General features: G+C 45.0%; 22 protein-coding genes and 1 pseudogene. 18 read left to right on the forward strand and 5 right to left on the reverse strand.

The window, feature by feature from the left end; genetic code table 11:
• Nucleotides 1-11: 11 nt before the first annotated feature.
• Nucleotides 12-620, forward strand: a complete 609-nt coding sequence (locus tag H6F74_RS18430) for a hypothetical protein (protein ID WP_190443651.1) — start codon at nucleotides 12-14, stop codon at nucleotides 618-620.
• A 144-nt stretch (nucleotides 621-764) separates the two neighbouring features.
• On the opposite strand, the gene H6F74_RS18435 is transcribed toward H6F74_RS18430, so the two are convergent.
• Nucleotides 765-1,493, reverse strand: a complete 729-nt coding sequence (locus tag H6F74_RS18435; protein WP_190443652.1) for a tyrosine-protein phosphatase — start codon at nucleotides 1,491-1,493, stop codon at nucleotides 765-767.
• A 14-nt stretch (nucleotides 1,494-1,507) separates the two neighbouring features.
• Nucleotides 1,508-3,643, reverse strand: coding sequence for a serine/threonine-protein kinase (locus H6F74_RS18440; RefSeq protein ID WP_190443653.1), 2,136 nt, complete (start codon nucleotides 3,641-3,643; stop codon nucleotides 1,508-1,510).
• 168 nt (nucleotides 3,644-3,811) lie between these two features.
• Between H6F74_RS18440 and H6F74_RS18445 the strand changes: the two genes are divergently transcribed.
• The 4 genes and pseudogenes from H6F74_RS18445 (at nucleotide 3,812) to H6F74_RS18460 (ending at nucleotide 8,926) form a co-directional block, all read left to right on the forward strand.
• Entirely contained in the window at nucleotides 3,812-4,480 is a 669-nt protein-coding gene (locus tag H6F74_RS18445) for an MASE1 domain-containing protein (protein ID WP_190443654.1), read from the forward strand.
• A gap of 17 nt (nucleotides 4,481-4,497) precedes the next feature.
• A pseudogene (locus tag H6F74_RS18450) lies at nucleotides 4,498-4,740 on the forward strand (ATP-binding protein); the annotation flags it as partial.
• Between the two features lie 164 nt (nucleotides 4,741-4,904).
• On the forward strand, nucleotides 4,905-7,142 hold the full coding sequence (locus tag H6F74_RS18455; RefSeq protein WP_190443656.1) for a PAS domain S-box protein: 2,238 nt from the start codon (nucleotides 4,905-4,907) through the stop codon (nucleotides 7,140-7,142).
• Between the two features lie 278 nt (nucleotides 7,143-7,420).
• A complete protein-coding gene (locus tag H6F74_RS18460; RefSeq protein ID WP_190443657.1) occupies nucleotides 7,421-8,926 on the forward strand; it encodes a phenylacetate--CoA ligase family protein in 1,506 nt (501 codons plus the stop codon).
• A gap of 2 nt (nucleotides 8,927-8,928) precedes the next feature.
• Here the strand turns inward: H6F74_RS18460 and H6F74_RS18465 are convergent, their stop codons facing one another.
• Nucleotides 8,929-9,249, reverse strand: a complete 321-nt coding sequence (locus H6F74_RS18465) for a helix-turn-helix domain-containing protein (RefSeq protein WP_190443658.1) — start codon at nucleotides 9,247-9,249, stop codon at nucleotides 8,929-8,931.
• A gap of 133 nt (nucleotides 9,250-9,382) precedes the next feature.
• Here H6F74_RS18465 and H6F74_RS18470 point away from each other — a divergent pair, with 133 nt between their 5' ends.
• From H6F74_RS18470 to H6F74_RS18485, 4 genes are all read left to right on the forward strand, one after another.
• Complete coding sequence (locus tag H6F74_RS18470) at nucleotides 9,383-9,871, forward strand: VOC family protein (RefSeq protein ID WP_190443659.1); 489 nt, start codon at nucleotides 9,383-9,385, stop codon at nucleotides 9,869-9,871.
• 477 nt (nucleotides 9,872-10,348) lie between these two features.
• Nucleotides 10,349-10,711, forward strand: a complete 363-nt coding sequence (locus tag H6F74_RS18475; RefSeq protein WP_190443660.1) for a VOC family protein — start codon at nucleotides 10,349-10,351, stop codon at nucleotides 10,709-10,711.
• A 27-nt stretch (nucleotides 10,712-10,738) separates the two neighbouring features.
• Nucleotides 10,739-11,362 (forward strand): type I restriction endonuclease, encoded by a 624-nt coding sequence (locus H6F74_RS18480; protein ID WP_190443661.1) that lies wholly within the window; start codon nucleotides 10,739-10,741, stop codon nucleotides 11,360-11,362.
• Nucleotides 11,359-12,633: a recombinase family protein gene (locus tag H6F74_RS18485; protein WP_190443662.1), complete on the forward strand. Its 1,275-nt coding sequence runs from the start codon at nucleotides 11,359-11,361 to the stop codon at nucleotides 12,631-12,633. Before H6F74_RS18480 ends, H6F74_RS18485 begins: the two co-directional genes overlap by 4 nt.
• A 152-nt stretch (nucleotides 12,634-12,785) precedes the next feature.
• Here H6F74_RS18485 and H6F74_RS18490 read toward each other — a convergent pair whose 3' ends face one another.
• A complete protein-coding gene (locus H6F74_RS18490; protein WP_199301381.1) occupies nucleotides 12,786-13,064 on the reverse strand; it encodes a hypothetical protein in 279 nt (92 codons plus the stop codon).
• Between the two features lie 175 nt (nucleotides 13,065-13,239).
• Between H6F74_RS18490 and H6F74_RS30600 the strand changes: the two genes are divergently transcribed.
• The 3 genes from H6F74_RS30600 to H6F74_RS18500 all read left to right on the forward strand — a co-directional run bounded on the left by H6F74_RS30600 (nucleotide 13,240) and on the right by H6F74_RS18500 (nucleotide 17,220).
• Nucleotides 13,240-13,371: a hypothetical protein gene (locus H6F74_RS30600; protein ID WP_277875813.1), complete on the forward strand. Its 132-nt coding sequence runs from the start codon at nucleotides 13,240-13,242 to the stop codon at nucleotides 13,369-13,371.
• An 83-nt stretch (nucleotides 13,372-13,454) separates the two neighbouring features.
• On the forward strand, nucleotides 13,455-15,074 hold the full coding sequence (locus H6F74_RS18495; RefSeq protein ID WP_190443663.1) for a glycosyltransferase family 39 protein: 1,620 nt from the start codon (nucleotides 13,455-13,457) through the stop codon (nucleotides 15,072-15,074).
• Between the two features lie 199 nt (nucleotides 15,075-15,273).
• Nucleotides 15,274-17,220 carry a chloride channel protein gene (locus tag H6F74_RS18500; RefSeq protein WP_190443664.1) on the forward strand — a complete coding sequence of 649 codons (1,947 nt, stop codon included), beginning with the start codon at nucleotides 15,274-15,276 and terminating at the stop codon, nucleotides 17,218-17,220.
• Nucleotides 17,221-17,397: 177 nt separating this feature from the next.
• On the opposite strand, the gene H6F74_RS18505 is transcribed toward H6F74_RS18500, so the two are convergent.
• Complete coding sequence (locus tag H6F74_RS18505; RefSeq protein ID WP_190418925.1) at nucleotides 17,398-17,811, reverse strand: AbrB family transcriptional regulator; 414 nt, start codon at nucleotides 17,809-17,811, stop codon at nucleotides 17,398-17,400.
• 379 nt (nucleotides 17,812-18,190) lie between these two features.
• On the opposite strand from H6F74_RS18505, the gene H6F74_RS18510 reads away from it, so the two are divergent.
• From H6F74_RS18510 to sppA, 6 genes are all read left to right on the forward strand, one after another.
• Nucleotides 18,191-18,634 (forward strand): Rrf2 family transcriptional regulator, encoded by a 444-nt coding sequence (locus tag H6F74_RS18510; RefSeq protein ID WP_190443665.1) that lies wholly within the window; start codon nucleotides 18,191-18,193, stop codon nucleotides 18,632-18,634.
• 53 nt (nucleotides 18,635-18,687) lie between these two features.
• Nucleotides 18,688-19,665, forward strand: a complete 978-nt coding sequence (cbiB, locus tag H6F74_RS18515) for an adenosylcobinamide-phosphate synthase CbiB (protein ID WP_190443666.1) — start codon at nucleotides 18,688-18,690, stop codon at nucleotides 19,663-19,665.
• Between the two features lie 234 nt (nucleotides 19,666-19,899).
• A complete protein-coding gene (locus H6F74_RS18520; protein WP_190443667.1) occupies nucleotides 19,900-20,517 on the forward strand; it encodes a peptidoglycan-binding protein in 618 nt (205 codons plus the stop codon).
• Nucleotides 20,518-20,663: 146 nt separating this feature from the next.
• The gene (gene pyrR / locus H6F74_RS18525; protein WP_190443668.1) at nucleotides 20,664-21,200 is read left to right on the forward strand and encodes a bifunctional pyr operon transcriptional regulator/uracil phosphoribosyltransferase PyrR; all 537 of its coding nucleotides are present in this window, start codon (nucleotides 20,664-20,666) and stop codon (nucleotides 21,198-21,200) included.
• 78 nt (nucleotides 21,201-21,278) lie between these two features.
• The gene (fni, locus tag H6F74_RS18530) at nucleotides 21,279-22,307 is read left to right on the forward strand and encodes a type 2 isopentenyl-diphosphate Delta-isomerase (protein WP_190443669.1); all 1,029 of its coding nucleotides are present in this window, start codon (nucleotides 21,279-21,281) and stop codon (nucleotides 22,305-22,307) included.
• 139 nt (nucleotides 22,308-22,446) lie between these two features.
• Entirely contained in the window at nucleotides 22,447-24,261 is a 1,815-nt protein-coding gene (gene sppA / locus H6F74_RS18535) for a signal peptide peptidase SppA (RefSeq protein WP_190443714.1), read from the forward strand.
• The last annotated feature ends 104 nt before the right edge of the window (nucleotides 24,262-24,365 follow it).

The raw sequence follows: 24,365 nt of genomic DNA on the forward strand, positions 1-24,365 counted from the left end.
AGATTTTAAAATTGCTTTACCAAGTTTTACAAATTAACAAATTATTTACAGGTCTGATTCTAGCGATCGCTGGAATCGTAGTAGTAGCGTCTGGAAACAAACCAGTTCAGGCGCGACCAGCTGAAATATTTACTCCCCATCTACAAGAAATTCAAAGCAACTTGCCGTTGGGGTTGGTAATGCGCTTACCATCTCAAATTCAACTTAGTGGCTTCCCAGATATAGATTTTTCTAAGTTAATTGTCCGCGTCTTTCCCTCGGAAACTCCAGCTGGGTTAACAGTTAGTCTGTTTACCTGTATCAGCGGCCCCCAACCCTGCTTACTCGGCAGTTTTTCTGTAGCGAGGAATACTTCGCCCAATGCTATCCGAGATTTAGAAAAACATAAAGCTACAGGCGATCGTATCACCTTAAAACCCAATATTAAGGGATATCTATTGGAAGGCTCAAAGCAAAAACCCGCTTATGAATTTTCCTCTGTGATGTGGCAGCAGGACAACCTAATTTATCGAGTGAGTCTTCCGCAAACAGAACGGTTAAGTATGCTGTTCATGGCATATTCAATGGCTAATGAAGCGCCACTGCGTCGCGTTGTTTCTCCTCCAATTATCGGAAGATAAGAAAAGGCTGAATATTTCCGATAGAAAAACGAGAAATATAGCAGTTCTCACTTGTAGGCGTTACAGCCACCTTGGTAAGGACATAGCATTGCCATGTCCCTACAGATGTATCGCGCCCAATCCTTGAATTGCTATACTCCCTGATTAATCAACAATAATTGTGCGTAAACGATTAATCTGGTCATCCGTAATCCCAATTTTATGTAAGTATGCGATCGCGCCACCATACTTTTCTTGCAAGTAATTTAAAGTGTCCACCATTGTTTCATGCTCACATTCAAATATGTGCGCGTAGCCATTGCGTCTTGCTACTTCCAGGTCTTTTTCAAACAACGGGGCCAGGTAAGATTCACTTAAGGCGTAATCTTGGGCGATTGTCTCTGCTGGCACGTTAGCTATACTTAGCAAGAACGCAATGATCAGACCAGTCCGATCTTTCCCAGCTGAGCAATGCACTACCATAGGAAACGAACTGGTTGTTATTGTCTCAAAAATGACTTTCATCTGTTTCTGACAGGAATCCAGCAGCAAACAATACTGTTCTAGCAGTGTTTTCGCTTGCATCAGAGCAGATACAACTTCATTACCAAATAGTGGCAGGTTTAGATAAGTTACTACTTTTGATTCTGAGAAGACATTGGGAGCATTGTTGACTTCAAACACACGACGCAAATCAACAATTGTTTGCACACCGTAATCTATAAGTGCTTGCTGGCTTTCTGGGGTGAGACGATGCAGACTATCTGCCCGTAAAACTTGTCGCCAGCGCGTGTGGCAACCATCTAGAGTAGCATAGCCGCCGATGTCGCGGATGTTGTAGCTACCTTGCAGTGGCAAGTGACGTTGTGCAGGTTCCTGTGGAATTAAAGACATGAGACAAAAGATGATTACTGAGGAGCAGTAGATGTAGAGGGCGTTGCCGCAGGGGTTTCCACGCCGAGGTCGAGTTGATAATCAACGGGTTCAGAATTTTCAGAAATTACTACAAATTCGTAATAGCCTGATTGAGGAAGTTTTCCCGACCAAGTTGTTTGTGTCGAGTCTTCCAGCAGTGGGGGAACGGCGGTGGTTGGAGGATAAAGAGAAAGGCGGAGTTTTGGATTATTTGTGAAAGTGAGTGCCAGCAATTGATCTTTGTTAAAGTTGGCGATGAAGGCTTTGCCTTCTCTGGGTTTGAGGGTGCCTCTGACTCGTTTCCCAACCGCGCCAGGAGCGAAGCGAATGGTTTCTAAAGCGTCTCCAGCCTGCAAGGCCTTGACTTTCTCGGCAACTATCGCGTGCCATACTTGACCAATCGGCTCTTGGAGAAAATCTTTACCGCGCTGCTCTGGGAATAGCTGGAAAAATACTACATCAGCGAGGTCGTAGAGGGCGCGGCTAGAAAGACGCAGCTGGTTGACTTGCTCCTTAAAGCGATCGCGATCTTCCGGTTGGTAGCTTCCCAAGCGCTGGCGCGACGCACCGCTCAAGTTTGCCTGCTCCAACTTATCGAGCAACTGGGCGGCTGTTTGATCCCAACTTAGGCGTAATTGCTCAAATTCTGAACCATTGCCAAGAATTTTTCCCCGTTGTTCTGGGTTTCGCGTCCAGAAAGTTTCATTTACCCAGTTTACGTAGAAATTGTAGTCAACACCCAAACTAATGCGACGATCGCGCAGCTGTTGCTTGCGATCGCGTTCCGCCGCAGAATACTGCGGGGAAGGATTTTCCTGATCGGTTGGCGCAGTGGAATTATCTGAGGAGTTGGAATCAGATCCTTTGTCCTCGGAACCAGTCATCGACTGTATCCACAAATTTCCAGCCCACCAGCCGAGTCCAGTAGCACCAGTAATCACCAGCGCCACCAGCAAAATTTTACCTAATATGCCGACAAACGGGGATTGGCGTTTGGGGATTGTAGGTTGGGGTTTCGCAGTAAGCGGCTCCCCTTTCTGTTGATGGGAGGGTTGGGCGTGAAGGTTGGCGATTGGGGGTTGATGGGGGCGGTATGAGAGAGGAGAAACAGCCTGTGTGGGTTCTATCGGTGGTAGCGCTGGCGGCTGAGTAGGAGGAAATTCAGTAGAAGGTATGTTGACAGAGAGAGTTTGGAGAACTTCTCTGGCAGATTGGTAGCGATCGCTTATCCGCCGAGACAGCATTTTATCCAGAACATCTCCCAGCATCGGGCTAAGATTAACTTCCCGCCGCCAGTTCCACTTCAGCGTCTCGCTGTCAATTATCTCGTGGGGTTGCTTGAGCGTAAGCAAAACTAACAAACTTGCTGCCAAAGCGTACAAATCGCTGTTGGGAAAAACCAATCCCTTGTCCATCTGCTCGTCAGGAGCGTATCCCCGCTTTCCTAAGCGAGTAGCGATCAAAGGCGGAGAATTGCCACTTCCCAAAGTAAACTGCGATTCCACCGTTGCTGCAACTTCCTTCACGCCGCCAAAGTCAATCAGCACCGGAAGCTGATCGGAACTCCGCAAAATCATGTTTTCTGGAGAAATATCCCGGTGAATCACCCCCAGCGAGTGGATATACTCCAACACTGGCAGAATGTGCAGTAGAATTTGGCGTACTTCCCCTTCACTAAACCGCAACCCCTGAGATTTTCGAGCATCGAGCAACGAACGGTAGGTTTGACCCTCCACATAGTCCTGTACTAAAAACAGATATCCTTTACTTTGCTGGTTTACCCGAAACATTTCTCGAAAGTTGGGGATTTGCGAATGTCGCAGCTTGTAGAGTACGCCCGCCTCTCGCTCAAATAGTTCTTCAGCTTTCTGCAAAGCATAAGCGCCTTGAACCTTGGGAGCAAATTCCTTTAAAACACAAGGTTCATTGAATCGGTTCAAGTCTTCCGCCAGATAAGTGCGTCCAAAGCCACCATGCCCCAGTTCGCGCACAATGCGATAGCGATCGCCTAAAATCATCCCCGTCACAATATTATTGCTGGCGAACTCCGGCAGCGGTTCGCCACAATGCTGACAAAAGCGGCAATCGGTGGGATTCTCGTGTCCTTTGGTGCAATACAGGGGCATCATTAACCTGGGGCGATTCTGTGGAAGATTCAAGTTAGGTATAACAAATTGACCGAGAATATACCAACTGCTCCGTCTTTAAAAATAATTCTTTGTATTCTTCAAATCCACTTTCCCCGGCCTCAGTGGGAATACTAAATTCAAGGCATATCGTGGCGTTAGATATTAAAAATGAAATTTTTTGCATTGCCCAAATCGGCGGTACGGTTGACAGCCGTGGTGTTTGCTGCTGTCATCTACTATAGTGCTGCTAAACTTGGGCTTTTACTGGTTTCCCTCCCTGGAAACGTAACACCAGTTTGGCCTCCGGCAGGTATCGCCTTGGCACCTATCCTACGCCTGGGCTATGGCGTTTGGCCTGGTATCTGGCTGGGGGAGTTCCTTGCCGTCAGCACTTCGATCGACGGATCGCCAGCCGTGGTGTTTGCAGTTGCTAGTGGCTGTGCCGTGGGAGATGCCTTGACACCCGTGTTGGGTGCTTTTTTAATACGCCGATTTATCGGGTACAGCAATCTGCTAAATCGGGTGAGTAGCGTTTTTAACTTTGTATTAATTGGAGGGATGCTGATCTGGTTAATAGCTGCCACCTTCGGCACCACCAGTATGTGTCTGGGTGGCATCGCACCTTGGAGTGCTTATAAAGCGATTTGGTGGACTTGGTGGCTTGGCAATGTAGGTGGCGTTCTCGTCTTCACACCAGTGCTGCTAATTTGGAGCCAACCAATTTCAAATTTTAGATGGCCGATTTTGGATTGGGCGTTGCTCAAAACAGGTAAAACCCGCAAGCAATTTAAAAATCGAAAATTTAAAATCCAAAATTGCTTGAGGCTGTACTTTTGATGCGAGACGACGATCTAGCAGTTATTAAAATTGCAGACAATGGTTCAGGTATGACTGAAAATGTAAAAAAAAAACTATTTTACCCCTTTTTTACCACGAAACCGATAGGCAAAGGCACTGGTTTAGGTTTAGCTATTAGCTATCAGATTGTCGTAGAAAAACACCAAGGTGATTTAAAGTGTATTTCAGCAGTTGGACAGAGAACACAATTTATTATTGAAATTCCAATTGTACATAAAATTAAAATTTTTATGGCTTAGGCAAACAGTTTTAGCGCGGGGCTATCGTCGCTTAGCGCCTGATTGATTGCAGTGATACAAACTCATTCTAATGTGTTTTCGATCACACTAGAAATTAAAGTATTGCCTTAAACAGATAGAGGGGGCAATTCTTGTATTAGTAAAACATATAGGTCTGACAAGCAATGCAAATCAATACATCTAGCAAAAAATTGATTAACGAAGCTGCCCTCAAGCAACTAGAGGAAGCGCTACTGATTAGCGAGCAAAGATTCCATGCTACCTTTGAGCAAACTGTTGTTGGCATTGCCCATATAGCATTAGATGGAGGGTGGCTGCGAGTTAACAAAAAGTTTTGTAATATTTTAGGCTATAGCCATGAGGAATTGCTAACTTTATCGCTTCCAGATATTACCCACCCCGACGATATTGATATTAATCTTTCATATATAAGTCAGCTATTGACAGGCAAAATTCAGACCTTCTCGATTGAGAAGCGCTACATCCACAAAAGCGGGTTTTCTGTCTGGATTAATTTATCTCAGTCTCTTGTGCTAAAACCTTCTGGGGAACCAGACTATTTTATAGCAACTATCGAAGACATCTCGCGGCGCAAAGCTGCCCAGGAAGCGCTAGAGAAAGCAAATGAACAATTAGAACTCAGAGTAGAAGAACGTACAGCCGAACTAAATAATACTATAAGTTCATTAAACAACGCTTACGCCCAACTTAAAAGACAAATTAGCACTTCCTCTGAAAAGCAACATCAACAAATCATTCTTGATGCCATGCCAGTGATGATTTGGTTCAAAGATAGAGAAAACCGAATTTTAAAAATAAATAAAGCTGCTGCCGCATGGATGGGGATGAAAGTGGAAGATATCGAAGGTAAATCTACCTATGATATTTATCCTGCTCAAGCAGCAAAATATCATCAAAACGACCTAGAAGTAATCAATTCTAAAAAGTCTAAAATTGGAATAGTTGAAAAAATAAAAACCTACTCAGGAGAAAATATCTGGCTTAATCTGGATAGAGTTCCTTGGCACGATGACGAGGGAAATATTGGGGGAGTCGTAGTTTTTGCCAGAGACATTACACCGCAAAAACAGGCAGAAGAAGCACTTTTATTACTGAGAAAAGCCGTAGAATCTTCTAGTGATGCAATTGCCATGACCGATAATAATGGCACTTCCATCTATCACAACCATGCTTTTATAAATTTGTTTGGATACACTGTAGATGAACTAAACAATGCTGGGGGACAGGCGATAGTTTACACCGATTCGTTGGTAGTACAAGAGGTGTTTTCTACGGTAATGAAAGGTGACTCTTGGCGGGGGGAAGTAGAGATTAAAACAAAGAGCGATCGCATTGTACCAATTTCGCTTCGTGCTGATGCCATTAAAGACAAAACTGGCAAGATTATCGGGCTAGTTAGCATTTGTAATGATATCACCAAACGCAAGCACGCAGAGTCCCAATTAAAACAGCAAGCGACTCAGTTGGAACAAACCGTGCGGGAACTTCAGCAGACACAATCCCAGCTGATTCAAACCGAAAAATTGTCTAGTTTAGGGCAGCTAGTTGCTGGTGTCGCCCATGAAATTAATAACCCCGTTAGCTTTATTCACGGCAATCTACCCCATGTTTGGGATTACGCCGAAGATTTACTGGGTTTAGTAACGCTTTATCAGCAAGAATACCCCAATCCCACACCAGAAATTTTGGATGAAATAGAAGCCATCGACCTCAATTTTATTAGGTCAGATTTGCCCAAAATGCTATCTTCAATAAAAGTGGGAACGCAACGCATTTGTGAAATTGTGCGTAGCTTGCGAAACTTTTCTCGCCTCGACGAAGCGATGATGAAAGGTGTTGATCTTCACGAAGGCATCGACAGCACCCTGATGATTTTGCATAGCCGTCTAAGAGCAAGTCCAGATCATCCTGGTATTCAGGTAATCAAAGAATATGGAAAGTTACCCCTTGTTGAGTGCTACGCTGGGCCACTTAATCAGGTGTTTATGAATCTCATCGGCAATGCAATTGATGCTTTGGAAGAGTTAGTAGCTAGTCGTCAGGTGTCAATTGTAAATGGAAAAATCACTGACAATCCCCAGATTCGTATTCGCACTGAAGTTATAGAAAAAGACAAAGTTTCACTCCGAATTTATGATAACGGTTCAGGAATGCCAGAATCGGTAAGGAAACGGCTATTTGACCCCTTCTTTACGACAAAAGCAGTAGGCAAAGGTACAGGTTTAGGCTTATCAATTTCGCACTCAATTATTGTACAAAAACACGGCGGAAAATTGAGCTGTATTTCTGCACCGGGAGAGGGAACAGAGTTTATCATCGAAATTCCAACTCACCAACCAAATCAGGAACCGCCCCATGTGTTAGATGAAACTGAAATTTAAATACAAAGGTTCACAAAGAAAATGGCAGTGAGTAGTAGCGTGTAACGGCTGAAATGCTGGATTGATAAAATTCTCAAAATCCAAGTTTTTCAAGATTATAGGCATTGGTTTACTCTACAAATTAGGTCTACAAATTAGGATAGAAGCGACAGTAGGTTGGGTTGAGGTGAGCATTGCCCAACACAACATGATCATTTGTTAGGTTTCGCTGTGGCTCAACCCAACTTACTAGCGCTCAGCACTATAAGACGAAGCACTTTCAAAAAAGAGAGGCGACAATGCAGGAAGAACAAAGTCAACGGGCAATTACAGCTTTTCAAGCATTCCTAAATACACCCTTCCAGGAGTTACTTAAAGAGCATTTCACTTCTTCTCCAGAAGCTGCTGCTAGGCAATTATTTCACGATGTTGCTGCTAGTATACCCGCTTACAAAGCTTTTCTGAAAGAACAGGGTGTCAATCCTTCATCTATTCAAAGTTACCAGGATTTCCAAAAGCTTCCTCTGATTACTAAAGAGAATTACCTGTCGCGTCACTCACTCGCAGACTTGTGCCGGAATGGGCAATTAGAAACCTGCGATATAATTGCTGTTTCATCAGGTTCTACTGGCAAGCCTACATTTTGGCCGCGCTTTTTGAGCGATGAATTTCAGATTGCTACACGTTTTGAGCAAATTTTTTACGATAGCTTTTATGCTGACACGCGCCGCACCTTAGCTGTAATTTGCTTTACTTTGGGAACTTGGGTGGGGGGAATGTACACAACAAATTGCTGTCGCTATCTTGCCAGTAAAGGCTACCCCATTACTGTTATTACTCCCGGAAATAACAAAGAAGAAATATTCCGAGTTGTGCAGGAACTTGGTTCAGCATTTGAGCAAGTTGTACTGTTGGGATATCCGCCGTTTATTAAGGATGTTATTGATAGCGGCATTGCGCGGGGTGTAGAGTGGCAGAAATATCAAATAAAAATGGTTTTTGCTGGAGAAGTTTTTAGTGAAGAATGGCGTAGTCTTGTAGGTGAACGAGTTGGTTCCCGTAATCCCTGCTATGACTCAGCTTCGCTGTATGGAACAGCAGATGCAGGCGTTTTAGGAAACGAAACACCTCTTAGTATTTGCATTCGCAGGTTTTTAGCAAATAATCCAGATGCGTCTCGTGCTTTGTTCGGTGAATCGCGCTTACCTACCTTGGTACAGTATGACCCTTTGAGCCGCTTTTTCGAGGTTATTGATACCACGTTGCTGTTTTCTGGTGATAACGGTATCCCCTTGGTGCGCTATAACATTTTGGATACGGGGGGTTTAATCTCTTATGATGCGATGCTCCAGTTCTTGGCAGAGTGGGGATTCAATCCTATAGAAATATTGCAGCTACAAGGTGGGAGAGGAATTCATCCTCTACCTTTTGTCTATGTTTTCGGGCGCTCTAATTTTACAGTTTCTTACTTCGGCGCGAATATTTACCCGGAAAATGTGACGGTGGGATTGGAACAGCCAATTATTCGAGAGTGGGTGACAGGTAAATTCGTATTGCAAGTTAAGGAAGATGCAGATAAGAATCGGTTTTTGTCGGTTGTGGTGGAGTTAGCGCCTGGGGTGGAAGAAAGTGAACAGAAGCAGGATGCGATCGCATCCTCCATTCTCAAACAGTTACTACGCCTTAACAGCGAATTTGCTAACTACGTCCCCGCAGAATACCAAATCCCCCAAATTACACTAACTCCAACTGGCGCTCCTGAGTATTTTCCCATCGGAGTTAAGCACCGCTACACCCGCAAGTAATTTCACAACTGGGTTCCGAATTCGTGCATAGCATCGATAATCGGTTTCAAACTTTCCCCTAAAGGTGTTAGGGAATATTCCACTTTGGGGGGGATTTGCAGATAAACCTCCCGATGGATAATTCCGTCTTCCTCCATTTCTCTCAGCTGCTGCGTGAGCATCTTTTGGGTAATGCCGTCTAAAGATCGTTGCAGTTCACCAAACCGTTTAACTCCTGTCAGTAGTTCTCCCCAAATAAAAAGCTTCCAGCGTCCGCTAATCGCTTTTAAAGCAGTTTCCGCCGGACAAGTCTTTCTCTCGTGACTCTGGCTTTTGGCTTCCATAGTATCTTTTTGGGTACTAGCTTACTTTAAAGTGCATACTTTACATACTATCTTTACTGTTCTTAAAATTTAAGTATCCAAATACATCCAAAAATCGTTAGTTAAGATTTTAGGTTTCAATGAGGTTAATTTTATGATTCCTGTCACAGGTTTAAACCATGCAGTCCTTTATGTGCGCGAATTTGAGCGTTCAGTTGAGTTTTATAAATCAGTTTTTGGTTTTGAAGAAGTATCTCGTCTACACGGAATGATGGCTTTTCTGCGAGTAAAAGGCTCCACGAATCATCACGATTTGGGATTAATAGCCTTGGGTTTTAATGTTCCATCTCCACCAAAGGGAACAATTGGACTTTATCATCTAGCGTGGGAAGTAAAGACAATTGAAGATTTAGCAAACTCTGCTCAAATTCTCAAAAATAACGGTTATTTTCGAGGTGCTAGCGATCACGGTGCCAGCAAATCAGTCTATGGTCAAGATCCTGATGGCTTGGAGTTTGAAATTACCTGGCATATACCTCGCGAAAATTGGGGAAACTTTGAAAATCAGGCAATAGTTGCGCCGCTGAATTTGCAAAGCGAAATCGAGCGTTACGGTATAGAAAAATTAACAAGTAAAAATTGATAATTTCTTGTTCCTAAGTTCAGGTTATCAACACTTTTGGCGAGGCTTACGCCTCACTTGTTTTCGGTTTATGGAGGGATGCAGAGCCTCCGCAGAAAACCTTGCCAGACTCAGCCTGGAAGCGTAAATTTAGTGTTCTGAATCACCTTCTGGTAATTCCGCTGAAGTAGCTGGCTTATATAAAATCTCGGACTTTATAATTTTATTTGAATGCGATTTATAGCAATCCTATTTAAGTTGTGAGCCAGCCCTTCAGATAGCCGACTTATTACAGAAGTCGGCTATCTTGCCTTCACGAATCATTTCGGACTGCTATAGTTGCATTGCTATTAGGAAATTTTAGCTTATTTCTTCAAGCTAACTCTGAATGACATTCACTGAGTTAGGCTAAATTGGGTTGTCTGTGGTTTGAGAGCGATCGCGCATCCCTAACGTGCTGCATAATTAAAATTACGCCTATCTCTAACCAAACCAGCTATGCAAATTATCCAATGCCTCCACGCAGCTATTCTCGTTTCTGACTTGGAACGAGCAGAACATTTTTATGGCAAGGTACTGAGATTATCTAAAATAGATAGAACGCTTAAATTTCCGGGAGCATGGTATCAAGTCGGAGAGTTTCAAATTCACCTGATTGTCGCTGACTCTATACCATCAGATATGGTGGATTCCCAAAAGTTAGGTCGCAACCGACACTTAGCTTTTTCTGTGGCAAATTTAGATGCTGCTAAAGAGCAGATTATAAATAACAACTGTCCCATACAAATGAGTGCCTCTGGTAGAGCAGCTTTGTTCACCCAAGATCCAGACGGTAATATAATTGAATTGAGTCAGGTATAAAAATGACAAATAACTACTGAGAAAAATATGGTTCAAACACTCCAAGCCAGTAAAATTACCATCGGATATCTGATAGATAAATTTGACTTACAACGGGTGAATGATGACAAATTTTTCACCGAATGGTTAGCTGATTTGCCTGAACTATCGGAGATAGAAAAACAAACTTTAGACCGGATTAAAAGCAATTTTTTTCATTTGATTGAACGCCAGCAAATGATAGAAAGTATCGTCAAAATGGTGGTACTGTCTCCGCTGCTGGAATTGGCAGGTTTTTATCAGCCTCCTTTTGAAATAGACGGAGAAAAAGGAGTAGAAATCTTTGTCGAAGATGAGGATGAAGTTATTAAGGGAGATATTGATGTTCTGGTTTTAGGAAACCATTTGTGGATATTCGTCATTGAGTCTAAACGTAGTAGCTTATCCCTAGACGCAGGGATACCCCAAGCTTTAGCTTATATGTTAGGCAACCCTAACCAGGAAAAACCGTGTTTTGGATTTGTCACAAATGGCAGCCATTTCATTTTTCTGAAGCTGATCAAACAAGATACACCGCAATACGATATGTCCTATGATTTTTCAATCCGGCGAGGAAATGACTTGTATCGTGTTTTTAGTATACTAAAGCACCTTGCCGCCTTAGTGCAATGAATATTATTGCGTATTTGTACAGCGATCCATTGTTGGAATCGACACCTAATCCGAATGTGTGGGGTTGGGAGGTGGATCGGGTTTATCAAGATTTGGGAGGTCGAGATCAGCTGCAACAGTTGTTAAAAGATTGCCAAGCAGAACCTGCTGAATATCTGCTGATTCGACGGTTAGAAGAATTGGGAGACTCGGTTGATGAAGTATGCGATCGCATCTCCAATCTTGAATCTCTCGGCATCAAGCTCATCACCACTGAATCAGTAGGGTATAATCAAACACCGCTCCAATTATTAAAAGAAATTCAGGAAAGCCAGCGATCGCGTCGTCTCCGTCAAGGACACGCGAAGCGGCGACTCAAAGCTTCACCGGGGCCGGGGAAAGCTCCTTACGGCTATAAGCGAGGTAAAGACCGTTACATACTTGACCGCAGTGCAGCGCCTGTGGTGAAAGATTTTTTTGAACAATATCTACTCTACGGTTCTCTGCGCGGTGCGGTGCGGTATCTAGAAAAGAAATACGGTAAGAAAATTTCCGTATCTACCGGACAACGCTGGCTCTCTAACCCAGTTTATCGGGGTGACACAGCTTATCAAAATGGTCAGGTTCTCTCGGATACTCATGTCCCCATTGTTACCAGGGAAGAAGCCGCACAGATTGACCGGCTAATACGCCGTAACCGCCATTTGCCACCTCGCACAGCCAGTGCAAATCGTTCTTTGGCGGGGTTGGTTGTGTGTGGGGAGTGCCAGTCACCGATGACGATAACTCGCGTTACAACTCGTGGCAAACAGGGAGAATATCTCTATTTGCGTCCAACCAAGTGCAACAAACAGCCTAAATGTGGTGCAATTTCCTACGAGCAAGTTTTGCAAGAAACTATTGAGAGAATTTGTCAGGATTTACCTCTTGCAGTAGCGGGTATGAATGTACCAAATATGAATGGAATTAAGAGCGCAATTACAAGTCAAATTGCTACCAGACAAGATATTTTAGCTCAATTGCCTAATTTAACTGCTAATGGCATTTTGGATTCAGAAACAGCCGATATACGCGCCTACAAACTTCGCACAGAAATATCTCAACTACAAGGAAAGTTAGCGAGTTTACCGCCAGTAAATTTGCAAGCGATCGCGCAAGCAGTTTCCATCCCCCAATTCTGGCTAGACTTATCAGAATCAGAGCGAAGATTTTACTTTCGAGAATTCATTCGTCAAATTGAAATTACCCGACAGGCGGAAGCGTGGCAACTAAAGCTGGTTTTTATCTTTTAGTAATTAACTCTTAGTTCAACTTGTGTCTGTTAAAGCAGTAAATTTTATATTTTTTAACTAAATAAATAATGCGACGAACCCCGCCCAATCAGAGATTTCATCCCCAATCCCTTTATTTAATATCCCTAATCGCTTTAAAAACAATTAGCACTTTAGCGTCTAGGATTTTTTTGGTCGTATTCGATGCCTCTATTAACTTCTGTAATTGCCTGGTTTGTTAAACGTAGCGCTGCTGCCCGATGACCTCCTTTATCGGTAGAAGCTTTTTCCAAATGGGTTTTAGCTTGTTTCAAATTTGCCAGTGCAGACCGCATCCGGGGTTGATATTCAGGCTGTGCAGTAGCTTGACCAGCCCAAAAGCCTCCCCCCAAAGTGGTTCCCAAAACAACAGCTACCAAACCAGCACGACTAATTGATAGTTTCGCATCCACATACAAACTTCGTGAAGTTGATTTTCTTGCCTAGTTTAGACTAGATTAAATATGATTTAGTTGCCCGATAGCATTTCCATACATTATTGGTGTATGCCTAACAAAAGTCTTGCCGCGCCGCTTTAAGATAGAAAATGCGGCTCTATTTATAGATTTATGCAAACTTTAATAGTAGATGGAAACTTACTATAGCGTTTCTCAGTTGGGTGGAATATATCGCGGTTCTGACGTTCAGTCCATGTTGGTAGGGACATGGCAATGCCATATCCCTACAGATGTATGGCACCTAACCCTGGAATTGCTATAGGCGATCCTCATCAGATGATTTAAAGAGTTAGATCGCAGGAAGTTGCTTCTGATTGCCGCTAGATAGCACGAGCGTTGTTAAATATGGATCGTCAAACTTTTGCTTGGGGCCGTTCAAAAAACAAGATTATTGGAGCTGACAGATGGGTTGAGTGGCTTTGGGTTTTGGGGTTGCTCCTAGCGGCTATTGTCTTGTTTGGGATTAATTTGGGCGGACTACCTTTGCGAGATTGGGATGAGGGTACAGTTGCTCAGGTTGCGCGTGAAATTTTGCAGGCACCAGCAGGCTCATGGCGATGGCTTTATCCGACGCTATCTGGTACAGAATATCTAAATAAGCCGCCTCTGGTGCATCTGCTAATTGCCGGAGCTTACAAGGTTGGCGGTGTCAATGAGTGGACATCGCGCTTGCCTGGGGCAATGCTAACAGCCTTCTCAGTGCCGCTGCTGTATGGAATTGGTAGGGAATTATTTCGGCAACGTATTCCAGCTCTTTTCTCAGCTTTGACTTATCTAACTTTAGTGCCAGTGGTGCGTCATGGGCGACTGGCGATGTTGGATGGGGCGGTGTTGTGCTTTTTGATGTTTATGATGTGGTGCGTGTTGCGAAGTCGTCGAGACTTGCGCTATGCACTGGGTGCCGGAGTGGGGTTTGGGCTGATTTGCCTGACTAAAGGCATTCTGGGATTATTGCTGGGCGCGATCGCGTTAATATTTTTGGCTTGGGATACTCCTAGACTGCTCACCTCTCCCTATCTCTGGGGCGGTTTGCTGCTTGGCAGTGCGCCAGTTGCCGCTTGGTATGCTGCCCAACTGTGGCGCTACCAGCAGATGTTTATCAACATCGGCATTTTCAATCAATCATTGCAGCGGATTTGGATACCAGTCGAGAATCACGCTGGGCCTCCCTGGTACTACTTGCTGGAAATTTTAAAATACGCATGGCCTTGGTTACTCTTCTTTCCCCAAGGGGTTCGCCTCGCCTGGGAAAATCGCACTTCAAGCTGGGCAAAATTAGCATTGATATGGGGTGGTGTTTATTTAGTTGCCATCTCGGTGATGGGAACCAAACTTCCCTGGTATGTGTTGCCAATTTACCCAGCATTAGCTTTATTCTCTGGTGCAAAACTAGCTGAAGTTTGGTACTGGCCCAGCAGTCAATCTTATCCCCGCTTTTGGACACCTTGTTTAACAGTGATGGGTTTAGTTGCTATTGTTGGGAGTATTTATTTTGCGGTTTTCGCTCCCAAACTAGACTGGCATTTGTCACTGGTGCTGGCATCTGCTGCTATGACTTTACTTGTAGCAGCATTTTTAGTGTCCCGAAGAAATCTGCAATTCATCCCAATTTTGTTTTGGGGAACCTATGTGACGCTGACGATATTTATGACATCCTCTCACTGGGTTTGGGAGTTGGCAGAACAATATCCTGTTAAACCCGTTGCTGCCATAGTTAAGCGCGGCACTCCTATCGGGGAAAAGATTTATACATCTTTTCCCGATGAACGTCCTTCTCTGAATTTTTATAGCGATCGCCAAGTCATCCCCAATACACCCGAACAACTCAAACAACTTTGGAAAACAGCACCTTCACCTTATTTATTAGTTGACCAACCCACCTTTGACAAGCTGAAATTCCAGGGTGTGAAATCGATTAACAAGGCAGAGGGTTGGCTGTTAATTACAAAGAAGCCTAACGACTAAAGTCGCGGCTACGCAAAAGAAGCCTGCCTTCCCAGGCTTCTTGAAGCCTGTGAGTATATTTACGCACCTTAAAATAAACCAATTCCCATTTTCAATAAAAACCTTATAGCTTATAGCTTATAGCTGATAACTCGCGGTTAGAATGAGATTTATAAATAAAAATTAAGCTTCTTCTCATTTTTACTCCCAAACCTCCTCAATGACCGCCACTACTTCGTCAGATGTCCTGCTGTCGGAATCATCCGCACCTGCTTCCCCTGCGTCTCGCGTTACTCACGTTATCAACCACATCCAACCCTCACCGGAAACGGTGGTTCTCCTCCTGGCTGTCTTAATTGGCACAGGTACAGGAATGGGTGTAGTTACATTTCACTACTTAATACATCTGATTCACAGCTTGATGCTGGAGAATTTGATGGGCTTAATCTCCGGCTGGGGTGCGTGGACTCTAGCTTGCGTTCCTACAATTGGCGGATTAATTGTTGGATTAATGCGGCTTGCTTGGCCTGACTTTGGCCCCAACATTTCCTCACTAATTGCTGCTACACAAGGCGCGAAAGAAGTGTTACCCCTGCGACCAGTTACGAAGATGGTCGCAGCTGCTGTTTCCTTGGGTACGGGAGCCTCGTTGGGGCCGGAAGGGCCTAGCGCGGAGATTGGTGCTAATTTTGGGATGCTGTTGGGTCAAGTGCTGCAAGTTTCCAGAGAGAGGCAGCAGTTACTCTTGGGTGCAGGGGCAGCTGCTGGTGTTGCGGCTGGATTTAATGCACCGATTGCTGGGGTATTTTTTGCCTTAGAAGTGGTGCTGGGAACTACTTTCGCGACTTCAGCAGTAAGCGTGGTGTTGCTAGCAGCAGTTGTGTCATCTTTGATTGCTCAGATTGGGTTGGGCGGTCAACCAGCTTTCACTCTGCCAGTATATGAAGTCCGCAGTCCCCTAGAATTACCTCTTTATATGGGACTGGGTATATTAGCGAGTTTGGTATCGCTGGCTTACACCCAGTCAATTCAACTGTCGCGGCGTTTCTTTCGCGGGCAAATTGCCGGTTTTGAATGGATGCAAAGGGTGCCGCGATCGCTTTGTCCGGTAATTGGCGGTGCAAGTCTCGGCTTAGTGGCTTTACATCTACCCCAAATTCTCGGCATCGGCTATGAAACAATTGCCGCCATGCTTCAGGATGTTGATTTTTCTTTGGGGTTACTGCTTACCCTGCTGGTATTTAAGCTAGTGCTGACAGCAATTAGTGCGGGTAGTGGTTTGGTTGGCGGCATCTTTGCCCCGGCGATGTTCCTGGGTGCCTCGGTGGGGGCAGCTTACGGCAAAATTTTGGCAGCAGTGTTAGCGCCTGCATCCGCGCACATTGCCGCACCACCTGCTTATGCAATGGTGGGGATGGCAGCAGTCCTTGCAGGCAGTGTCAGAGCGCCCCTGACATCGATTCTGCTACTGTTTGAGCTAACGCGGGACTACCGGATTGTTTTGCCGCTGATGGCAGCAGTCGGCTTAAGTGTCTGGTTGGTGGATCGACTCAAGCCAGCGCCAACCAAAGGTCAAAACGTCCAGCAGATGGATATTAATGTGGAAAAAGACCTTTCTCAACAGGAAATTTTAACTTCATTGCCAGTTGCAGAAGCAATGCAAACACCTTGTTTGATGCTGGCTGCTTCTTCTTCAGTTTTAGAGGCAGGTTTAGCTTTAACTAATAGTCGTTCTCGCAGTGCTTTAGTGATTGACGACACCCAGCAGTTAATTGGTATTGTCACCTTACAGGATATTAATCGAGCGATGTCTGTAGGGCGATCGCCTGTGATTTCCTCAGCCCAAACCAACGTTTTAAGCAGCGCCGCTACCAACTTGACTGACAATTTGGCTTATCAGTCGCTTGCTGATATCTGCACAACTGAAATTCTGTATGCAACTCCTGATGAACCTGTGGCTGATGCCTTAGACCGGATGGCGGCGCGGGGACTCCACCAGTTACCAGTTGTTGACCCGAATAATCCTCATCATGTATTAGGTGTCTTGGAAAAAGATGGAATTGCTTTGGCGTGCAGTGTCGCCGCTACTCGCAAAACATTGCGTCGCTATCTCCCTGTGACACTGCCGAAAGAGTTAAATTTACCGCCGCTCAAGAAAACTGCCTAAGTTAGTTATTAGTCATGAAGTTGCGACTGATAACTAATAACTAGCTTTTGCAGGCCGCTCCCACCGCATCTCCTGCAAAAGCCAATTTACATATTGCCTTAACCGGGTATAGAGACGTTGCATACAACGTCTCTACATTCGTCAGGCGTTTTTACTAATGACTAACGACTCCCTGAATCAGGATGCCTCTTCTAATTCTTCGTCTAAGTCTCCTTCTTCCCGGTCAAGTTGTCGCAGATGAATATGTTTCCGTCCCAGAGATATTTCAAACTCATCCCCAGATTGGAGACCCATCTGTTTAGTGTAAGCAGAGCCTATCAGCAAATTACCGTTAGACTGGACGCTGATTCTATAGCTGGCACTGCGGCCTCCTCGTCCATTGCCGTTTTGTTTGCCGTCTAACTCAATCCCTTCCGCATCAATAAGGGCATTCAAGAACTTCATCATATTTACTCGCTCTACGCCGCTTTTTGTAACGGTGTAGTAGCCGCAGGCTCTTGCCTTTTCTTCTTTGCTGAGGTTTTCTAACTCTTTAACTTTTTTGACTAGCGTCTCACCAGTTAGAGTTTCGATTTTTTTCTTTTTATTCATCAACTTGCAACGAGAAGTAAGTAATAGAGGGCGGGCATGGTGCTTTAGCTTGACAGTAGCTAAGAATAAAAAACCTTAGCTTTATATCAGCTCATAAAACTATATCATACAGATATCGCTTTATTAATTCAATATATTTGTATTCCTTAAAGGAGAACTTTTTTTATCAGACTGTTGAATAAGTATAAATATCTGTACCTTGTGAACAACTCAGGTAAGTCAATGATGGTTGTTCCTTTGAAAGCATCAATGTGAAAAAAGATTAAAGAGTGTAGGATGTAGGGGAACGGGGAATGGGGGACGGGGAATGGGGAATGGCGAGTGTTAATTTCCAAGTCATTATCCCCAATCATTTTTTCCCAATACCCTTTTTACCAGTATGAAGCTGACAACTCGCGGACACTACAGTGTAAAGGCACTGCTGGATTTAAGTTTACAACCAGGGTATAGACCGACTTCAGTAAAAGCGATCGCGCATCGGCAAGACCTCCCCGCACCCTATCTGGAAAAATTGTTGATAGAATTGCGACGAGCTGGTTTAGTCAACTCAGTTCGAGGCGCTCATGGGGGATATCAACTGTCCCGCGAACCTGCAAAAATTTCCCTCGGACAAATATTAGAAGCAGTAGGCGAAACAATTGAACCGCTACCTCGCCACACCCCAGACGCAGAGCTTGCGGAAGATTGGGTAACATTTACTCTTTGGCACAGATTGCACCAAAAACTTAAAGAAGCGTTGTACAGTATTACATTGGCAGACTTATACTATGACGCTCGTAGCTGGCAAGCAGCCCAAGGGGAAGAAACCAGTTTTGTTGTTTAGTCATTAGTCATTAGTCATTCTTAAATAAATTGGAGACTAGAAACTAGGAACCAATGACTGCTGACCCATCGCTGTTTGTTGTTTTAGCGATCGCTGCCAGTATTGATTACATCATCGGCGATCCTTGGGGATGGCCTCATCCAGTACGAGTCATGGGCTGGATAATTTCTCGCTATACCCAAATAGTCTTCAAAATATGGCAGCATCCCCTCGCACTGCGATGGGCAGGAATTATTCTCGCAGTTGGGCTAAACTTAGGCAGCTACTTTGTAGGGTGGTTAATTGTTCAAGCCGCCCACTCGCTACATCTTTTTATCGGAATTGCTCTAGAGAGTATTTTACTTGCCAGTTGTTTCGCTGGTCGCAGTTTGCGAGCCGCAGCTGAAGATGTATTGCAACCTCTAAATTCAGGCGATATTATCACTGCCCGTTCCAAATTGAGTCAATATGTAGGACGCGATACTGAAAATTTATCAGAATCAGAAATCCTCCGCGCTGTTTTGGAAACCGTAACCGAAAACGCCACCGATGGAGTAATGGCACCACTTTTTTATGCCATTGTCGGAGCATTTTTACCCCATGTCGAAGCTGTTCCCCTTGCCCTTGCCTACAAAGCTGCCAGTACCCTTGATTCTATGGTTGGTTACAAGGAAGCACCCTACACAGATTTGGGCTGGTTTAGTGCCAAATTAGAAGATATTCTTACTTGGTTGCCTTGCCGATTAACTGTAATTACTTTAGCTTTAATATCCCGAAAGCCGGGGTATGTTTGGAGCGTCTGCCAGAGGGATGCTATTAAAGATCCCAGTCCTAATTCTGGTTGGAGTGAGTGCGCCTATGCCGCAGTTTTGGGAGTCCAAGTAGGAGGAACAAACTGGTATCGCGGCGTTGCTAAACACAAACCCCTACTGGGAGATGGGATTAACCCGATTAGTTCAGTAGAAATTCATCGAGCATTGCAGCTAACGCGGTATTGCTTTCTGATTTGGCTAGGAATAGCGATCGCTACCCTAATAATACTGTCCGTATAAATCACCAGGCATCATCATTATTTTTATGCGATCGCCCGTTTGGGTGAATCCATCGGGCGATGGTACTTAAGTAGGCCATAGCATAGATTGGATCTAGTTTCAAGCCCTGATATGGATTTAGATCGCCTTCCGGGTTCGTAAACCTAGAATTCCTTCTAGGGAAATCGAGCCTATTCAAAATCCAACTGGGTGTATTTACTTTTTAACTTTCTGTAAAAATTTTGCACTAAAACTATGGAAACTCTTGCATACCTTCATCTATCCACCGCCTACGAAGATTCTCAATCTCAGGCTCGCGAAGTTAAATTATTCCCAGGACTGAATTGGAAAAACTTCCCTAAAAAAGCAAGTTTTCGCTTGCTATCCCTTGCCCTCACCTTAGCAGTCCTGGGTACAGCTGGTAATGCCCTGGCACTTGGGAGAGGCAATAGCGGCTCTCAAGTAGCCACCCTGCAAAGAAATCTCCAAATCGCAGGCTATTATAATGGCCCGGTCACTGGATATTATGGCGATCTGACTAAGGCAGCTGTCATAAGATTTCAGCGATCCAATGGACTAATAGCAGATGGCATAGCTGGCTCTAGAACTTTAGCCGCACTAGAAGGTCGTGGTGGTGAAAGTCCTATAACTGGTGGTGGTTTTGGTCGCAGCACCTTACGACGTGGAAGCAGTGGTTCTGGTGTAACTACGCTTCAGCAAGTTTTGAGAAGCGGAGGCTACTACAACGGGCCGATTACTGGCTACTTTGGTTCGTTAACAGAATCCTCTGTGAAAAGATTTCAACAAGCCAATGGGCTATATCCTGACGGAGTGGTAGGACAGAGTACCAAATCAGCACTTGCAGCTGACTAATTCTTCAGCTGTGCGGCGACCGCCGCACAGCAAGTTTTAAGAAAACGAGGCGACCGCTTCTAAACAAATAAGTTTAATAGAACGGCTTTTTCAATTAAACTACAACGATTATGATTCAGATGCCCTACTAAATCCGTAGATTTAATATGTCTTCCGAAGTTGTAGAAATTCTCTCTTGCGACGAAATCCGTCGTACCCTTAACCGCGTAGCCTCTCAGGTGGTGGAAAAGTCACGAGACTTGTCTGAGCTAGTGCTAGTAGGCATTTACACTAAAGGCGTAGCATTAGCCCAGATGTTGGCGCGTCAGATAGAAGCACTCGAACAAGTTGAAGTTCCGGTGGGGGCTTTGGATATTACGTTCTATCGAGATGACTTGGATCAAATTGGCATCCGAACGCCTGAGAAAACTGACATTCCTTTCGATCTATCGGGTAAGACGGTGGTGCTGGTAGATGATGTCATATATAAGGGGCGCACCGTCCGCGCTGCTTTGAATGCGGTTAATGATTATGGTAGACCAGCGGCGATTTGGTTAGCGGTTCTGGTGGATAGGGGACATCGGGAGTTGCCGATTCATCCGGATTTTACTGGGAAGAAACTGCCAACGTCGAAGGAAGAACAGGTTAAGGTTTACCTGCAAGATAGTGATGGACGGGATGCTGTGGAGTTAATAAAGTTTTGAGAGGTGTTTTGGGTGAGCGATCGCGTCGGTGCGACAATCGAGATTGTCGATAAACCTGCCAGTATAGATTTTTGAGCTATGAGAGAAACCCAGACGCGAAAGGCAGACCACCTGCGGATTTGTCTGGATGAAGATGTGCAATTTCATCAGACTAAAAGTGGGTTTGAGGGCTACCGCTTCACCCATTGTTGTTTGCCAGAACTAGACCGCAGTGAAGTTGATATATCAACTACGTTTCTGGGTAAAAATCTGGGTGCGCCATTGCTGATTTCTTCAATGACTGGAGGAACCCAACAGGCAAGGACAATTAATTATCGTCTTGCTGAGGCGGCGCAACGCTACAAACTAGCGATGGGGGTGGGTTCCCAGCGGGTGGCGGTGGAGAATCCCCAAGTTGCCGATACTTTTGCGGTGCGATCGCTTGCTCCTGATATTCTCTTATTTGCTAACTTGGGCGCAGTACAACTTAACTATAAATATGGCATTGATGAATGTCTGCGCGTAGTTGACTTGCTGGAAGCCGACGCGCTGATTTTGCATCTCAATCCCCTGCAAGAGTGCATTCAACCCAGAGGCGATACTAATTTTCGCGGTCTGCTTGACAGAATCGCTGATTTATGCAGTAAATTATCTGTGCCAGTGATAGCAAAAGAGGTGGGCAATGGAATTTCAGCAGCAATTGCTGTGAAGTTAATCGAGGCGGGTGTGAGCGCCATTGACGTTGCTGGGGCTGGTGGGACATCATGGGCAAAGGTGGAGAGTGAACGAGCGGAAAATGCCCAGCAGCGACGGTTGGGATTAACATTTGCTGATTGGGGGTTGCCAACAGCAGAATGTATTACAAATATTCGAGCAGTTGCCCCCGATATTCCCTTAATTGCCTCCGGAGGATTGCGGACGGGTTTGGAAGTGGCAAAAGCGATCGCGCTGGGAGCAGATTTAGCTGGTCTAGCATGGCCTTTCCTACAAGCAGCCGTTGAATCAGAAGAGGCCCTCGACGCTTTAGTTGAGGTGTTGTTCGCTGAAATCACCACTGTATTATTCTGCACTGGTAACGCCACCCTGCTTGATCTGAAACATTCAAATTCTCTACAACCATTACGATGAAATTGGGGAAGGGAATTGGGAATTGGGAATTGGGAATTGGGAATTGGGAATTGGTAACTTTCCCACTTTCCCCCAGCCCCCAGCCCCCAGTCCCCAGTCCCCAGCCCCCATTCCCCAGCCCCCATTCCCCCCTTCCCCAATGCGTAATTTTCTAAAACAAACCTTTGCCAGCACACTCGGAAGCCTATTTGGACTCCTCCTATTTTTTGGTTTGGGGACAACTGGGCTAATATTTTTGTTGGTTGCAGTTGCATCTAGAGATACAGGGCCGCAAGTTGATAATAAATCGGTGCTGGTTATTGACCAATCTATAAATATTACCGATAGCGAACCGAGTTCCAGCACCTCAGAAGCTCTCAACGAAGCGCTATCAGGTGATAGTCCTGACACACTAACTCTACGAACAGTTTTGGATTCTATAGAGCAGGCAACCAAGGATAAGCGAATTGTCGGCTTGTATTTAGATGGCAGCGAGTCGTCTAGTTCTGGAACCGGGTTGGCGACGCTCAAGGAAGTGCGTTCGGCGTTGGAAAAATTCCGAGCATCTGGCAAAAAGATTGTTGCCTACAACATGGATTTGGGTAAAAAGGAGTATTACTTAAGCTCGGTAGCAGACACCATTGTGCTTAACCCGTTGGGGATGATGGAAATGAACGGTCTGCGTTCGGAATCTATGTTCCTGACGGGAGCTTTTCAAAAGTACGGCGTTGGCGTTCAGGTCGTGCGAGTAGGAAAGTTTAAGTCAGCGGTAGAGCCGTATGTGTTAACAAAATTAAGTCCGGAAAATCGACTACAAACTCAAAATTTGCTGGGTGATTTGTGGGGAGAATTTCTGACGACGGTGAGCAAAAGCCGTAAATTAAACCCGAAACAGCTACAAGCGATCGCAGATACTCAAGGAGTTTTAGCAGCACCGGAAGCTAAAAAACGCGGCTTTGTCGATCGGGTTGCCTATCTGGATCAGGTGGTTGCAGAGCTGAAAAAGCTAAGTGGCAGTGATAAAGATGATAAATCGTTTCGGCAAATTAGCCTCAGTACCTACGCCAAGGTTGCCAAAAGAGAGGCAAAGGAGCGCGTTTCTGAGAATAAAGTTGCTGTAATTTATGCCGAAGGTGAGATAGTTGATGGGGAAGGCAGTTCTAGACAAGTTGGTGGCGATCGCTTCGCTAGACAATTGCGACGCTTGCGACTCGACAAAGATGTGAAAGCGGTAGTGCTGCGGGTGAATAGTCCCGGCGGTAGCGCTTCGGCATCAGAAGTGATTCAGCGGGAAGTGCGGCTGATTCGTCAGGTGAAACCAATTGTCGTCTCTATGGGCGATATGGCGGCATCCGGCGGCTACTGGATTGCTACCTATGCCAACCGAATTTATGCCCAGCCGAATACCATCACGGGTTCGATTGGTGTCTTTGGGTTGCTGCTAAATGTGCAAAAGCTTGCCAATAACAACGGCATCACCTGGGACGTGGTAAAAACCTCCAACCTTGCCGATTCTCAAACCATTTCTCGCCCGAAAACGCCGCAAGAACTGGCGATTTACCAGAAATTTGTGAACCAAATTTACGGTCAGTTTGTTACCAAAGTGGCAGAGTCCCGCAAGATACCAAGAACCAAAGTGGCAGAAATTGCCCAAGGACGGGTTTGGTCAGGTCAAGATGCCAAGCAGTTAGGTTTGGTTGATGATATTGGTGGTGTGGATAAAGCTATTGAGTATGCTGCTAAGCAAGCTAAGTTGGGGAATGATTGGCAACTGGAAGAGTATCCCAAAGCTCGCAGTTTTGAACAAAGGCTTCTCAAGCAGCTTGGTGGTGACGAAAGCACTCAAGCAAAGATTGCGCCCGATCCGCTGACAGCAGAATTCCTAAAGTTACAAGAGGAGTTGGCAACTTTCAAGGCGATGAACGACCCCAGAGGCATTTATGCCCGTTTGCCCTATAGCCTGCGGATTGATTAAACTTTCTGCTTTCGGCTTGAGTGAATTCTCGTTCCCAGTCAGAGACTGGGAACGCCTATTGATGAGGCGACCGCCTCAGCCTGCTTTCGGCTATTCTTAAGGCG

Source organism: Trichocoleus sp. FACHB-90, assembly GCF_014695505.1.
Taxonomy (GTDB): domain Bacteria; phylum Cyanobacteriota; class Cyanobacteriia; order Cyanobacteriales; family FACHB-T130; genus Funiculus; species Funiculus sociatus.

What these genes read in the sequence shown, in the direction of transcription:
- H6F74_RS18435 (WP_190443652.1), bottom strand. Translation starts at nt 1,493, where the DNA reads ATGTCTTTAATTCCACAGGAACCTGCACAACGTCACTTGCCACTGCAA.
- H6F74_RS18440 (WP_190443653.1), bottom strand. Translation starts at nt 3,643, where the DNA reads ATGATGCCCCTGTATTGCACCAAAGGACACGAGAATCCCACCGATTGC.
- H6F74_RS18445 (WP_190443654.1), top strand. Translation starts at nt 3,812, where the DNA reads ATGAAATTTTTTGCATTGCCCAAATCGGCGGTACGGTTGACAGCCGTG.
- H6F74_RS18455 (WP_190443656.1), top strand. Translation starts at nt 4,905, where the DNA reads ATGCAAATCAATACATCTAGCAAAAAATTGATTAACGAAGCTGCCCTC.
- H6F74_RS18460 (WP_190443657.1), top strand. Translation starts at nt 7,421, where the DNA reads ATGCAGGAAGAACAAAGTCAACGGGCAATTACAGCTTTTCAAGCATTC.
- H6F74_RS18465 (WP_190443658.1), bottom strand. Translation starts at nt 9,249, where the DNA reads ATGGAAGCCAAAAGCCAGAGTCACGAGAGAAAGACTTGTCCGGCGGAA.
- H6F74_RS18470 (WP_190443659.1), top strand. Translation starts at nt 9,383, where the DNA reads ATGATTCCTGTCACAGGTTTAAACCATGCAGTCCTTTATGTGCGCGAA.
- H6F74_RS18475 (WP_190443660.1), top strand. Translation starts at nt 10,349, where the DNA reads ATGCAAATTATCCAATGCCTCCACGCAGCTATTCTCGTTTCTGACTTG.
- H6F74_RS18480 (WP_190443661.1), top strand. Translation starts at nt 10,739, where the DNA reads ATGGTTCAAACACTCCAAGCCAGTAAAATTACCATCGGATATCTGATA.
- H6F74_RS18485 (WP_190443662.1), top strand. Translation starts at nt 11,359, where the DNA reads ATGAATATTATTGCGTATTTGTACAGCGATCCATTGTTGGAATCGACA.
- H6F74_RS30600 (WP_277875813.1), top strand. Translation starts at nt 13,240, where the DNA reads ATGGAAACTTACTATAGCGTTTCTCAGTTGGGTGGAATATATCGCGGT.
- H6F74_RS18495 (WP_190443663.1), top strand. Translation starts at nt 13,455, where the DNA reads ATGGATCGTCAAACTTTTGCTTGGGGCCGTTCAAAAAACAAGATTATT.
- H6F74_RS18500 (WP_190443664.1), top strand. Translation starts at nt 15,274, where the DNA reads ATGACCGCCACTACTTCGTCAGATGTCCTGCTGTCGGAATCATCCGCA.
- H6F74_RS18505 (WP_190418925.1), bottom strand. Translation starts at nt 17,811, where the DNA reads ATGAATAAAAAGAAAAAAATCGAAACTCTAACTGGTGAGACGCTAGTC.
- H6F74_RS18510 (WP_190443665.1), top strand. Translation starts at nt 18,191, where the DNA reads ATGAAGCTGACAACTCGCGGACACTACAGTGTAAAGGCACTGCTGGAT.
- cbiB (WP_190443666.1), top strand. Translation starts at nt 18,688, where the DNA reads ATGACTGCTGACCCATCGCTGTTTGTTGTTTTAGCGATCGCTGCCAGT.
- H6F74_RS18520 (WP_190443667.1), top strand. Translation starts at nt 19,900, where the DNA reads ATGGAAACTCTTGCATACCTTCATCTATCCACCGCCTACGAAGATTCT.
- pyrR (WP_190443668.1), top strand. Translation starts at nt 20,664, where the DNA reads ATGTCTTCCGAAGTTGTAGAAATTCTCTCTTGCGACGAAATCCGTCGT.
- fni (WP_190443669.1), top strand. Translation starts at nt 21,279, where the DNA reads ATGAGAGAAACCCAGACGCGAAAGGCAGACCACCTGCGGATTTGTCTG.
- sppA (WP_190443714.1), top strand. Translation starts at nt 22,447, where the DNA reads ATGCGTAATTTTCTAAAACAAACCTTTGCCAGCACACTCGGAAGCCTA.